The 13549-nt window shown below is 35.5% G+C and carries 12 protein-coding genes; 4 read left to right on the forward strand and 8 right to left on the reverse strand.

All coding sequences use genetic code 11. The annotated features are described in order from the left end of the window. Positions 1-76: 76 nt before the first annotated feature. The 3 genes from T479_RS18075 to T479_RS18085 all read right to left on the reverse strand — a co-directional run bounded on the left by T479_RS18075 (position 77) and on the right by T479_RS18085 (position 4280). Positions 77-1768: a GNAT family N-acetyltransferase gene (locus T479_RS18075; protein ID WP_025220428.1), complete on the reverse strand. Its 1692-nt coding sequence runs from the start codon at positions 1766-1768 to the stop codon at positions 77-79. 264 nt (positions 1769-2032) lie between these two features. Further along, positions 2033-2740 carry a TspO-related membrane protein gene (locus tag T479_RS18080; protein WP_038509917.1) on the reverse strand — a complete coding sequence of 236 codons (708 nt, stop codon included), beginning with the start codon at positions 2738-2740 and terminating at the stop codon, positions 2033-2035. Between the two features lie 232 nt (positions 2741-2972). Then, on the reverse strand, positions 2973-4280 hold the full coding sequence (locus T479_RS18085) for a globin-coupled sensor protein (RefSeq protein WP_025220430.1): 1308 nt from the start codon (positions 4278-4280) through the stop codon (positions 2973-2975). A gap of 217 nt (positions 4281-4497) precedes the next feature. Here T479_RS18085 and T479_RS18090 point away from each other — a divergent pair, with 217 nt between their 5' ends. Both T479_RS18090 and T479_RS18095 read left to right on the forward strand, forming a co-directional pair. Then, the gene (locus tag T479_RS18090; protein ID WP_025220431.1) at positions 4498-5406 is read left to right on the forward strand and encodes a MerR family transcriptional regulator; all 909 of its coding nucleotides are present in this window, start codon (positions 4498-4500) and stop codon (positions 5404-5406) included. Positions 5407-5626: 220 nt separating this feature from the next. Continuing rightward, entirely contained in the window at positions 5627-6313 is a 687-nt protein-coding gene (locus T479_RS18095; RefSeq protein ID WP_227665472.1) for a ZIP family metal transporter, read from the forward strand. Positions 6314-6388: 75 nt separating this feature from the next. On the opposite strand, the gene T479_RS18100 is transcribed toward T479_RS18095, so the two are convergent. Beyond that, complete coding sequence (locus T479_RS18100) at positions 6389-7447, reverse strand: S-layer homology domain-containing protein (RefSeq protein ID WP_024364206.1); 1059 nt, start codon at positions 7445-7447, stop codon at positions 6389-6391. Positions 7448-7906: 459 nt separating this feature from the next. Between T479_RS18100 and T479_RS18105 the strand changes: the two genes are divergently transcribed. Further along, positions 7907-8824 (forward strand): 3-hydroxyacyl-CoA dehydrogenase, encoded by a 918-nt coding sequence (locus T479_RS18105; RefSeq protein ID WP_338016146.1) that lies wholly within the window; start codon positions 7907-7909, stop codon positions 8822-8824. Between the two features lie 93 nt (positions 8825-8917). On the opposite strand, the gene T479_RS18110 is transcribed toward T479_RS18105, so the two are convergent. Continuing rightward, positions 8918-9556, reverse strand: coding sequence for a hypothetical protein (locus T479_RS18110; protein WP_137036915.1), 639 nt, complete (start codon positions 9554-9556; stop codon positions 8918-8920). Between the two features lie 190 nt (positions 9557-9746). Between T479_RS18110 and T479_RS18115 the strand changes: the two genes are divergently transcribed. After that, positions 9747-10196, forward strand: a complete 450-nt coding sequence (locus tag T479_RS18115) for an AraC family transcriptional regulator (RefSeq protein WP_025220435.1) — start codon at positions 9747-9749, stop codon at positions 10194-10196. Positions 10197-10506: 310 nt separating this feature from the next. On the opposite strand, the gene T479_RS18120 is transcribed toward T479_RS18115, so the two are convergent. The 3 genes from T479_RS18120 to T479_RS18130 all read right to left on the reverse strand — a co-directional run bounded on the left by T479_RS18120 (position 10507) and on the right by T479_RS18130 (position 13465). Continuing rightward, entirely contained in the window at positions 10507-11193 is a 687-nt protein-coding gene (locus T479_RS18120) for an ABC transporter ATP-binding protein (protein WP_024364202.1), read from the reverse strand. Between the two features lies 1 nt (position 11194). Then, positions 11195-12229: an ABC transporter permease gene (locus T479_RS18125; RefSeq protein WP_025220436.1), complete on the reverse strand. Its 1035-nt coding sequence runs from the start codon at positions 12227-12229 to the stop codon at positions 11195-11197. A gap of 237 nt (positions 12230-12466) precedes the next feature. Further along, positions 12467-13465: a PDDEXK family nuclease gene (locus tag T479_RS18130; RefSeq protein WP_025220437.1), complete on the reverse strand. Its 999-nt coding sequence runs from the start codon at positions 13463-13465 to the stop codon at positions 12467-12469. Positions 13466-13549 lie beyond the last annotated feature (84 nt).

Here is a 13549-nt window from a genome sequence, read left to right on the forward strand (position 1 = left end):
TACAGCATGACAGTTACAATTAAAATTAGACAAGACTAAAAATCCTTAGCATCCATAAAGATGCTAAGGATTTTTGTTATATAAGTAAGGAAAGTATGGCTAGATGCCAAATATGCTCTAATTTATGCCCTTGTTTCAACAAATATTTTTCCCATTTTTCCTGTTGACGATATATTTTTTTCCATTTTAAAAATTGATTGACCCATACACGTTCTACCTTTTGAAATCCCAATGCTGACAACTTCTTACGTTTCCGCCATTCAAACCAATTGGCAGACGTACAAATTGCTCGCCCTTCCCGTTGCACTTCCCCGACTATTATTTGGAGGTTCGGTAGTTCATAATTTTTAATATATGTAGTATTCGGTGGCAACTCCTGTATAAATCCAATTGCTTCTTCACGAATCAATTGATCATGTCGCAAATAAGCTACTTCCTGATTGGTTTGTCCGTACAGTTTATAGCCTTTAAAATAATGCATAAGGAGCTCGGAACGCTTATCGTGTTCCAGTAAGGATTGAATATAGATTTCACGAAAGTTCGATTTGTTATGACCTCGTTTTGTCTGTAAATAATAAATATGAAATACCCGTCCACTAAGAACCCTACATTTTAGCATTGAAAACCACTCGTGCAAAGTTGCCTTTGTCAACCAGTATCGCATTTCTCCTAATGTATTACGTTTCCATTCAACCATTCTACGATTTGCTTTTACTATTGTTAAAACCGTTTCATGGAGCACCATTGCATTTCGAAATAGTCGTTCCCTAATACCTGTCGTACTCATAATGAATTTTCTTGTAAAATCTAAATGAGTATACCATTCAAACTTATACGGTTCGTAGCCACTGCCAAAATCGTATAGTTGTAAGTTTGTACTATGTGCTTGCAGCATATTTTCCTTCTCGATCAATCGTCCAGGTCCGAACATATTGAAATCCGGCTCATGCCCCATTGTGTGACAAAAGTTTCTACCTCGACAGCAAATATCTACTGTAAAGCCAATCCAGATATTTTCAAATTGCAACCGATGAACTTTTAATGCAAGTGCTGCATCTTGTTGTTTTGCGAGCTGTTCAATAAATGCCCGCGTCCGCTCCTTTGTAAATCCACTCGTATCTACTTTCTTTTGCCATCTTCTTTCGAACAACTGAAACATATTATCTAAATTTCCATCATCAACTTTTTGAAACGTAAGTTGACCATATTCTTTTAATCGTTTCTCTCGACGATGAATACTTTTAAATTTACGCTTATGCTTCTTTAAAAAATCCGGTAATTCAATTGCTCTAAAATCTATATAAGGTGTGACCACACGAAAAATTGAATGGGGCAATTGTCGTTCTAAAGTAAACTTTTCTAAAATCTGAGAAGTATCCTTACTTTCAAGCAAACCATGGAACAAGAAAAGAACCCGTTTATATTGGTTTATCAGTTCTTTTAATAAATATTGCACCACTCGCTCTTTCCAAATTTTTTCGGAAATCACCTCCATATAAGAAGCAAGTCCTTGTCCTAAAAAGCTAAATTGATGAATGCCACCAAATCGAATAGCATGAACAAATGGAAAAAATGCAATGGGCTCTCCACTATGCTCAACTACGTAAATTTCCACATTTTCTTCGCACCCAAGTATCGACCACCACGTCGACACCCAACCATACTCTATAAATGGATTATCGTTTTTTTCACGTTCAAGTATCTTAGTCCAAGTTTCCTTATACGACTCAAGCTCGTCAATCGTTGTCACGAGTCTATACTCTAGCACGTGTGTAGTCACTCCTTTTTGCCTTCAATAACAAAGCATCACGTTCTTTCCAAACGCTTATTTTCTAGTGTTACACTTCGCATCCTATTTCAGCACTTAGTAGCCACTATATTCATATAAGAACAAAATTAGAACAACTAGCACGGTCCTTGATCATAATCCAATGAATGAAAGAGACTGGGACAAAAGCGAAAAAGTGTTAGATTAACTGCAATCAATCTAACACTTTTTGCTATGTCGTTGATGGCTGTTACCGTTAACTAGTTACTCTTTCCGCTTTCCTACAAAAATCCATATCAAGAGCACTACGCTATATAGTATAGGCATATAAAATAAACTTCCTGCATCCACTCCATTTTTGACAGCAATGCCGATAAGAGCCCAAATAATAACTAGTGGAAACACAACATCCACTTCTACAGTGCGTATATAAATAGCAAGACATGTAGCGACAAAGAGCAATAAATTTGCCCACCATATTTCAGAGATACCAAAGCCATTCCATTGATAATACTTCAGTACAAAACTAATATTCGCCATTAAGGCTACACTAATCCAGCCTAAATAAATCGAGAACGGTAATCTTCCTGCAAAACGAGTATCCCCTTTTGGATAACTACTGTATATCAAGATTAAGCTTATAAGGAGACCTACCATCATTACAATGGATAATACGAAATATGCATAATGCCAACATAAAAGCCACGCAATATTAAACAGACACGTTAATGTAACAAGATTGATAATGGCGGTCTCCTGATTTTCTGTTTTCGAAAAGAAATGAATAAAAATCCATATTCCCAAAACAATATAAATCACAATCCAAATAGCAAAAACATAGCCTGCTGGTGTGAAAAGTACCTCTATTTGATTGGATATTTCCGCTGTTGTTTTGCCATTAATACCGATTGTACTTGCTAAACCATTGATTATAATCATTGCTATATAACTTAACAGTGCAACCCACTTCATAGCCATCCCTCCTTATTTTTATCTATATAAGGTACTATATAGCCTTTTAATTATTGATATACATGTTTCCTTTAAAAACACGCTCTCCCCTTTTATACCTGTAGTGGCTACTTTTAAAACAGTCCATGATGAACAGAGACTGCTCGTTTCTACTCAAGGACATAAAAAAATAGAATGATCTACAGTTGGAGATCGTTCTATCTTAGTGAAAATCTATCAGCATATGTGTTATCTACATATGTATGGCTGTCTGATATAAACTATCAGCTGTACTGGCAACAGTGCGTGTTTCGTTCCCAATAGAGCTAATTACCTTTTCTAAATTTTTTACATCCGTTTCTACCTGTACAATACATCGCTCATTTTCCACAATAGCTTGGAGGATATCGTGAAATTTCGATTGTGTTTCAACAGCAGCCTCAACACCATCTGCCACGCTTTCTTCAATACAATCTATCATTTCAACTGCACGCATCGTTAAAGAGGTAGATGTTTGAACAAGCTTCGTAATTTCCTCGACAGATTGTTTTGACTGTTCAGCTAAATTGCGTACCTCCTGAGCAACTACCGCGAATCCTTTACCATGTTCACCTGCTCTTGCCGCTTCAATAGAGGCATTTAAGGCAAGCAAATTGGTTTGATCTGCAATGGCTTTGACGAGCAAAACAATATCAATAATACGATCCGAAGACTCTTTTAAGTTGCCGATTAATGTGCCCATTTCTTCTGTCCGGTTATATATATGGCGCATCTCTTGTTCCAACTTCATGACATGTTGATTACCAACATCTGCATCTTGATTAATATGATGAACAGTCTCGACATTTCTTTCAATTATTTGTGCAATCATCGTCGTTTGCACATCTACTTCATCAATAGACGAATTTGTTTCTTCAGTTAAATTAGCCAAATCTTGACTGATTAAAGATATTTTTTGTTTTAACTCATTTTTAATGTGATTGTATTGATCATTTCTTATTTTAACGTTTTCCTTTTCGTATTCTTCCAACACAATTTGCATTTCAAGATTAATTAATTTTGAAATGGTTAACATAATTTGCTCACGAAGAGCAGGTGCTGTCATCTCTTTCACAATCAAATTGATGATTGCTTCTTGGATATGTTGAAAAGTACCCATATACCACTTTGGCTCTAGACCAATTTTAAAATGCATGCGAGCTAGCTTTCTTTTTCTTTCAATTGCTTCTACATTAAAAGCTCCATCAAACATTGCAATTAAATAGTTCCCTAATGTTTTTTTCAAGCGATCGATTTGGGTACGCTCCTCAATGATTTTACGCAACGATGGAACTGCGAGTATGTTTTGGTAAAATACAGCCGTTACTTCTTCGATACCGTCGCGAACAAATGGCTGACATGCTTTTATTATGTAGAAATCTTCTCGTTTAAGCCCTATTAATACCATCTGTTTTTCTAACTCTGGCATAGTAGACAATTCAATAACTGGTTCAAAGCCATCCTCCAAACTAAACAATTCATCTTTAGAAGCTTCTAACTTCCGTTTCCACCATTTCGCCACATTCTCCACCTCAATCACATAATTGTTTAGTACCTGTATATCATGAAAAATTAAATATTGTCAAACTTTTATATATATTATTTATACAAAAATTATACAAATTATGTTTTATCGTTTAAAATAGAGCTATAGGTTTAAATTTTCCACTTGATAAATCTACAGTATAATTGTTATGATAATTCGATACTTTTCAAACTGGAAAGAGGGTTGACGAACAATGACATCTGTCAATTCAACAACATGGCATTATAATATTAAACAAGTTTCCGAAGTAACGGGTCTTTCTAAGCAAGTCATTCGAAAATGGGAAGAACGCTATCAACTTGTTGAACCAAAACGATTAGACAACGGTCATAGAGTTTACACAGAACAAGATATTCAAATACTACTAAAGGTACGAAAACTATCCGAACAAGGATATTCTATAAAACAAGCGGCCACAGTTGTCAAAACAATGGAGCCAGAACAAGAATCAGATTCTAAACCAATTCCTGTTCCAACTATCCATCACGAAATGAACGATTATGTTTTTCTTCTACTAGAAAAAGGGGCGCATTGTGACGAAATTGAAATTAACCGAATTCTTCAAGATGCCCATTATGCGCTTGGCTTACCCAAATTTCTATCGACTGTAGTTATTCCTTTGTTACATGAAGTAGGTATGCGATGGGAAAAAGCAGAATGGTCAGAATATCAGGAAGCTGTTATCACGATGGTGATCCGAGATTATTTAGTACAGATTAGACGCAACTATCAATACAAAGACAACGCCCCTCTTATTATGGGGGCATGTTTACCAGGGGAATATCATGAAGTCCCACTCCATATTTTGCTTTTACAAGCGATGTTGCTTGGATGGAAGTCATTTTTAATAGGGAGCTCACCTGCACTAGGGGCAATTGAATCGCTTGTTTCGAAGTTTCAGCCTCAAATTGTTATATTGTCTGCGCTAACAACTATGCCTTTTGAAATGCACCCTGCTCTCTTACAGCAATTAGAGGATTTTGCTTCAAAGTATCCATCTATACAATTTTATTTAGGTGGAGCTGGCGCAATCGAATATACAAAAGATAAAGACTTACATTTCATTACCATTGCTCAAACGATTGAAGAAGTCTTCCAATAACCCTATACGGTCTACAGATGGAAGGGAAGCTTGATACTGCTCCTTTTCATTTGTACGAGCTGTAACTTTTTATTTGCTAATTAATGTTTCCCTGCTCTACATAGATAGTGAGATTGTATATTTTTAACAGCGTATCCTCATATAAACCCTTGAATTGCATATATTTTGTAAAACGGACTTCAGATTATAATGGGGCGGGGGAATTTCGCAGTTGAGTGCAATGATACTTGGAGGATTTCTTTTTTTCAGCGTGAGTATAGGAGGAACAATTGCTTGGGTTTTCTCTAAGCTTTTTCAACATACAACCCAGGGCTTATCATTATTATGTGGCGGATTTTTAGTAGGATTGCTTATACTAGACATCATTCCATCCTCAGTTCAAATGTACAAGTCTTTTGGCATCATACTAGGCATTCTCATCGGCTATTTAGTTTTTCAACTACTTAGTAGTTTATTTCACCCGACTAATTATCAAAATCCCTCCGTTTCCTTGCTCGCCATTGCAATGGTCATTCATACAATCCCAATCAGTCTTACAGTAGGCAATTTACTAGGAAACTCTGCATTAAGTATAACGATCACAGCTTCCATTATTCTTCATCATCTTCCTGAAGGATTTGCACTTACAACAGCTTTTCTCTCACAAAGTGAAAAGCTATGGAAGCTATTTATTTATTTCATCGGATTCTCCATTTTCTTTATCATTTTTATTTTAATTGGTCAGTATTGGGATTTAACAATAAGAGCACAAGGAATATTAATGGGCTTATCAATCGGATTAATCGGTACGGCTAGTATTTCAGAGTTTATATTGCACCATGTACAAACAGTCACTTGTAAAGCCTTTCTCACCTATATATTATTAGGCTATTTTTTAAGCTATATGTTCCACGTACTTGCAGGATGAATTGTGTCAAAATTGTTTCGGTGACTGGCACGTAAAAAACCACTTTTGCCTTAGCAAAGTGGTTTTTTACTCTTACTATTTATTTACTGTCATCAGTGTAAGCGATAGGATTTTCGTAAATTGCGCACGAGTCAAATTGCCTTTTGGATTAAACTTACCATTTGCGCCTTCAATAATTCCTAATTGCTGTAATAAGCCAATCGATGCTACCGCTTCCTGACGCATGTCTCCTTTATCTGTAAAAGTATTATTTTTATTAGCCTTTTCTACATCGAATTCCACTGATTCCAAGTAGCTTGCCGTTACATGAGCCATTTCCTCACGTGTAGCCGGTTTATTTGGTTCAAAATTTTCACCATCAAAAATTTCGAGTAATCCATACTCTTGTAAAATCGCTACTTCCTTTGCCCCCCAGAAGCCTTGCATATCTTTGTATGTAGCTGGACCTTCATAATCTTCATTAACATCTAGTCCTGAAGCACGGAAAATCATTGCAGCTAATTGTCCACGTGTTACTTGACCATTCGGATTAAACGTTGTATCCGTAACACCTGTCACTATTCCAGCTTGATAAAGTAATTGGATATAGTTTTCAGCCCAGTGACCAATTGCATCTGTAAAATAACCACCTGGTTTAAGATCAAAATCTGCACGGTTTAATACTGTCAACCAATCATTCACATCTTTATTACTTGCAGTTTGCCATTTCCCTTCTGCATAAACTTCAGCTTTGTAACTATTACCAGATTGAATAAAGCGCATTTGCATAGCATCACCAAATAGCTTTTTAATTTCTTCGTAGTTTTCTTTAAACTCTTTTTCACCCTCAGGATATAAGTTTGACCCATCTGAATAGCTATCCATTACTGCCTTTAGTGAAATTTTCAAAGTAATGCTATTTTTAGTTGTTACTACAGTCATATTATCAGGATTGTCAATACCTAATTCTGAAAGTAATAGCATTTTGTAGATATCTTGATAAGACATAGACTGCGCTTGGTTTGTTGCTACAACAACCTGATTTGGATGAATAATATTGGCAATATTGTCATTGCCTTGAGCTTGTGCTTGTGTAGCAAAACCTCCTGTAAAACAAGCAATACTTAAAGCTCCAGCTAAAATCGTTTTCTTCATTTTTCTTTCCCCTTTCAATTCATAAATTTAGTGTACTAAATCATCTGTTAACAAATCTATAAATATATGTAAATTATTCAAAATTATAATAAAGTCCTATATTTCAAAAACTAAATTCACCGTCTAAATAATTAGTTACATAGGTCTAATTAATTAATACATTTATTCACAAAAGGGATAACTACTCATCTTGCATAGTCCTTTCAACTCATAATATTAACCTTTGTACAGTACGCATCTAGTATCAGAGACCTCTATCAAAAAAAAATGGTAGAGCCGTTATTTTTATTCCCCATCAGCACATACTTTAAGGAGATAATTTTTTACAGTAATTAGACATATTTTTATATCATTATAATAATTGAGTTTATTATTTGATTTTAGTTCGTTGGAAGCAGTACTATGGGAGTGTAACAAGGAAATCGTTTTGTAACGAAACTATTATATCGATGTAACATTATCAGAGGAGGAAGTCAGATGAATTATCAAAATATTACTGTAGCAGGAAGCGGAGTTTTAGGAAGCCAGATTGCTTATCAGTCTGCTTTTAAAGGATTTAACGTTACTGTATACGATATTAATGACGAAGCTTTAAAAAATGCGCAAGAGCGTATTACAAAGTTAAAACCATTGTACCAGCACGATTTAGGTGCCACACAGGAAGAAGTGGATGCTGCTTACGCTCGTCTATCATTTAATAGTGATTTAGCAGATGCTGTAGCAAATGCTGATTTAGTTATCGAAGCTATTCCTGAAGTTGTAAAAATTAAAACTGAATTCTACACAAACCTTGGTAAAGTTGCACCCGCAAAAACAATTTTTGCTACGAACTCATCGACTTTATTACCTAGCCAATTTGCAGAAGCAACAGGGCGTCCAGAGAAATTTTTAGCATTACATTTTGCTAATACTATTTGGGTAAACAATACTGCTGAAATTATGAAACACCCAGGTACAGATATGAAAGTATTTGATGAAGTGGTGGAATTTGCACGTGCAATCGGCATGGTACCACTACCTTTATATAAAGAACAGCCTGGCTATATTTTAAACTCTTTACTAGTGCCATTTTTAGATGCAGCAGAAATGCTATTAGTGAAAGAAGTAGCTGACCCTGAAACAATTGATAAAACATGGATGATTGGTACTGGCGCTCCTCTTGGTCCATTTGCTATTTTAGACGTTGTAGGTATTAATACAGCCCATAACATTGTAGAAGCAAAAGCTGCCGCTACAGGGGATGAAAACATGAAAAAATTAGCTAACCTATTGAAAACAGAGTATATCGATAAAGGTAAATTAGGACGAGCTACAGGTGAAGGCTTCTACCAATACCCTAACCCAAGCTTCGCTAAACCCGATTTCCTAAAAGGCTAGTGCCTGTCACTCATACAATTTAAGCCGCAACATGTCGCACTTAGCGCATGTTACGGCTTTTTTTAGTGCCTGTCACCCACACAATTTCACCATTTATCGATTTAATACTTTTCCCTGAGCACTCACTATTTTAATGTCATATGTACGCTTCTGAGATTGCTCATTTCGGTTTTGAAAATTAATTATTTCATAAACTGTCTCTTCCATCTCCAGCGCTAATTTTTCCGCGTCTTTCTCAGAACTATCTATTGTCGTTTGGATAGTAATGAAAGACTGGTGATCCGTCGTTACATGTTTGAATACTGTATAACTTTCAAGACTTTCCACAATCGTTTTAATAAAATTGGATACCCCATTATCGAGATTGATATCCTCTTCATCCCGTGAGGTTAATTCCCAGCGTTCAAAAACAAGCGTATAGTCCATAAATGGAGAGTTTGCTATCACACTTTTAGCAATTTGTTCCATATCCTTTGTTACCAAATTAAAATAATCTTCGTCCGCAACAACTTGTAACACCAATTCTTTCTTTGGTGTCGTTTTCACATCTACTCCAACATATATTGCACGCAACTTATCTTTCAATGTAGCCATACTTAATTGTTCTTGACTAACGAATGAACCTTGCCCTTCTTTATTTTCTGAAGTATCGGCTACTAAAAGCCTATCGACAAGGTTAAAAGTAACTATAGCTACTAGCAATACACCAACAAACATTACTATTTTTCTCAACATGCATACCCCCTAATTAGAAGGTATGACATAGAAAACATAAAAAATGCCATCATCCACACGATGGGTTCTTGCAAATTTGCTTTGAATAATAGAATACGGAAGAATTAAAACATTTCATTACTTTTAAAAAAGTTCTTGAGAAACATTTTTAATCATATTACCTTAGCTAAAGAAGGAGGACGATACAATGAAAATCACAATTGAAGAATTACCCGCTTCAAAAATTGCCTTTTTTAGAAACGTTGGTCAATATGGTGAACGGCAAAACAAAGGGTTAATGGAGTCTTTTAAACAATGGGCACATTTAAATGACTTGTTGAACCAATCAGCCATATTCGGCATAGCGCAAGATAATCCCGAAATAACACCTAAAGAGCAATGCCGTTATGATGTCGGCATAATGATTCATAAAAATTTCCATGTGTCAAAACCTGCACATGTTGGTACATTTAGCGGCGGGAAATACGCTGTTTTCTTGCTCGACCATACTAAAGAAGCAATCAGCACATTTTGGAGCACTGTCTTTTCAGAAATCGAGCAACATCAGCTAATCATGAGACAAGAACCAATAATTGAAAGATATACGTCGCAAATGATTGATAATCATTTATGCGAAATATTAGTTCCGATTCAGTAAAGTATTCGAATTGACTTCTCAGGATTAACGCTTACTGCAAAATAAGAGACAAAGGAAAGATGTTCATAAATTTTTTATTATGCGAACTTAGCCATTAATGCTTTTTCAAAAATAAAAAATTAGAAGTGTTCACTAGTAGTTGGGAGCGAAGGCGATGACTCTAGCTCAGAACAGCACACGATATAAGACGCGAGCATTCTGCGCGTTAGCGACGGTCGCGAAAGGAAAGCACCGCCGTAGCGGACAACAACGGCGCAGCAAAAAAGTGTTAGATTGAAGCTAATCAATCTAACACTTTCTGCGCATTTTATTAATTTACATTTTGCAAAATTTTACCGTCATTCATTTTAATGACTTGGTCTGTATACATAAGCATTTCTTCATCATGTGTAACCATTAACGTCGTGATATTTAATGTTTTAGTAAGATTTCGAATTAACTCCATTACGTCCTTCGATCGTTTCGAATCGAGACTTGCTGTTGGCTCATCTGCAAAGAGCACTTTCGGTTTATGAATAATCGCTCGGGCAATCGCAACTCGTTGCTTTTCCCCACCTGATAATGAAGAAGGATAGGCATTTTTGCGATGATCCATCCCTACTAATTTTAAAATACGCTCTACCTCTCTTTGCTGCTCGTGTTTCTTTAATGGCGTTTCAGATACTTCCAACATCAGCAGGAGCTGTTCTTCTACTGTAAGAAACGGAACTAAATGTGCAAATTGAAAGACAAAGCCAAATTTACTTGCCCGTACTTGTCGAACTTGATCTGCACTTAATGTCGTCATGTTTTTCCCTTCAAAGATTACCTGCCCATCGGTTGTAGGTTGCAAACCTGCTGCAATCGTTAGCAAAGTACTTTTACCAGAACCTGAAGCGCCCACTAATGCTGTTACTTCACCTTCCTTCAGGGTCAGGTTAATGCCTTTTAATATTTCTTCCTGCACTTCACCATTTGTAAACGTTTTTCTAACATTCTCCATTGTAAATTGTGTCATATTAGACCTCTCCTTGTTGTATCGCTTGTAATGGTTGAATTTTTTTAATTTGGATCCCTGAAATGGTAGCCCCGATAAATCCAATAATAAGGAATACAATCGACAATTGCGTTATTGTAGCAAAACTTAAACTAAATGGCATTCCTTGTGGTGCAAACTGATTAAAAACTTGGCTTAGTGTAATAGATAGCACCAGAGAAATCACAGTAATCACAATCATTTGTGTCCAAATCATTTTGAATAACTTACTTGTTTTTAAACCAATTGCTTTTAAAATACCGTATAAGCCAATCTTCTGAACGTTCATCATATAGAAAAAGATTGCAAACAGCATGCCACTAATGACAACTAAAAACCAGACAATCATATTAAGAGACATTTGTTCTGCGCTATAACTCGGTATCGTATTTAAAAAATCACTTTTTGAAAAAGCTTGTAATCCTGTATACGCTTGTGAGGCATCCCCATCTGGTGTAAACACTAATTGCATTTCTTTAACTCGATAAATTTCTTGGTAATCTTCCATACTAATATAGGCAACTGGCGCATGACTATATTTCTTTTGTTCAACAAAATCTTTTACAATAAACTTGCCACTAAACTGATTGTTCGTTACTGTATCGCCTATCTGTATACCTTTATCCTTTAATGAACTATCTAAAATAATTTCTTCATGTTTAACAGTTGCAAATAACGGCGAATCGGTAGCTGTTACAAATGCCACGCTTTGTTGCTTTCCTGCCTTATCATTGATAAAGCCCATTTGAATAGAAAAGGCGACAGCATCTTTTTGTTTGCTTAAAATTTCATCTTGGGTACTGCTATCTATTCTAGACAGATTATATGTTTCATCTGCATCTTCATTCATGTAAAACTGCCCCGCTGGTAAATCTTTAATAAGCGCAGCATTGTCTTGCGATAATCCATTTGCCAAACCCGAAATAATAAAGGTTAATAAACTCACCAGAAAAACAATCGAACCTAAAATCACAAATCGCACTTTATTTTTCTTCATTTCTTTTAAAGCTAGGTTCATTTTAAACCCCTCCTATTTCTTTTTACATTCTTAGAATATAGAGTCAACATGAACACAACATGAACTGAAAATGAACGGAAGATGAACTAAACATTACAGTTCAATATCGCTGCCGCTCGCTATTCAAACAAAAATAAAAAACCTCCTACGCATAATGACGTAGAAGATTGTGTAAATGGTGATGGAAGCTTGTTAACCGCGGTAACGCTAAACGGCTAGAATATCGCTCCTAAAATGTTACAAGTAATGTTTTTGAATTACTCGCATTAATTTATTGGCATTTTCTTCACTAATTGAGAACATTGTTTGTCTAAAGTTAAATCCTTGTCCACAAATAGTTTTCATTTCAGAAGCGCTTAATGGATGCTTTAATGTACAAAAATCTTGTAAAGGTGTATTTGTCTCTGCATTAGCGTAGCCATCATAGTCTTGCTTGTTATATTTACCAGAACCTTTTCCGTATCCTACAATGCCAGCTCCGCTTTTATAAAGGAATACGATATCGCCCTTTTGAATCTTTTCTATTTTTTCTTGCCATCCTTTATGATAAGCCGCTGCTTTCATTCCAGTTAACATTTCATCTGTCGTTAGTGGATTATTGTTATGATTCGTGTTTAAAACGTAGGCGCTACTCTCATATTCTAAATAACTTTCAATTGGCGAATACATATTAAATTCAATATAATGTTCACCATTCACTTCAAATATCCAGTAGACAATGGCATCAATAGTCAAACCGTTCTTCTTCCAATAAATAATTGCTTCTACCGTTTGTTGGTCTAAGCCATTTGTCATAACAATGAAATGTTGCTTATTATTAAACATCTCTTGGGTAATTTGATTACTTGCGTCTTTACCAAAATACTCTTTATGAGCATCCATTAACGATATATTACCTTGGCTATATTTGAGGTATTTTTCATTGAGCTCATCGTAACTACTATTGCCGAATAATTGACCATATCTCAATACTTGTAACAAATTCTCTTGATTTGAACCCCATCTTTTCAATTCAAATATGTATAAATCGCCATCTTTATCAACAGCTAAAATATCGGGTTCTTCTTGTCTTGGACGCTCGTTAAATATTGTCATTAAATCTTTGCTAGATATAAAATCTTGCAGATGTTTAGATACTAACCTTTCTAAATCCTTCTCTTTCCAACCAATCGCATCAAGACTCACTCTTTTTACCTTTTCATAATCCCAGGAGGACTTATTTAATTTATATAACATGTAGACCATTTCCTTTCATTAAATAGTATCAAATCTATTATTTCACCTATTGTAAATATTTTCAATATCAGTACCCATGACATA

The organism is Lysinibacillus sphaericus (assembly GCF_000600105.1).
Lineage (GTDB): Bacteria > Bacillota > Bacilli > Bacillales_A > Planococcaceae > Lysinibacillus > Lysinibacillus sphaericus.

Bases quoted from the DNA above. Each gene is read 5' to 3' on its own strand.
- T479_RS18080 (WP_038509917.1), bottom strand. From the start codon at position 2,740: ATGAAGTGGGTTGCACTGTTAAGTTATATAGCAATGATTATAATCAAT.
- T479_RS18090 (WP_025220431.1), top strand. From the start codon at position 4,498: ATGACATCTGTCAATTCAACAACATGGCATTATAATATTAAACAAGTT.
- T479_RS18095 (WP_227665472.1), top strand. From the start codon at position 5,627: ATGATACTTGGAGGATTTCTTTTTTTCAGCGTGAGTATAGGAGGAACA.
- T479_RS18100 (WP_024364206.1), bottom strand. From the start codon at position 7,447: ATGAAGAAAACGATTTTAGCTGGAGCTTTAAGTATTGCTTGTTTTACA.
- T479_RS18115 (WP_025220435.1), top strand. From the start codon at position 9,747: ATGAAAATCACAATTGAAGAATTACCCGCTTCAAAAATTGCCTTTTTT.
- T479_RS18120 (WP_024364202.1), bottom strand. From the start codon at position 11,193: ATGACACAATTTACAATGGAGAATGTTAGAAAAACGTTTACAAATGGT.
- T479_RS18125 (WP_025220436.1), bottom strand. From the start codon at position 12,229: ATGAACCTAGCTTTAAAAGAAATGAAGAAAAATAAAGTGCGATTTGTG.
- T479_RS18130 (WP_025220437.1), bottom strand. From the start codon at position 13,465: ATGTTATATAAATTAAATAAGTCCTCCTGGGATTATGAAAAGGTAAAA.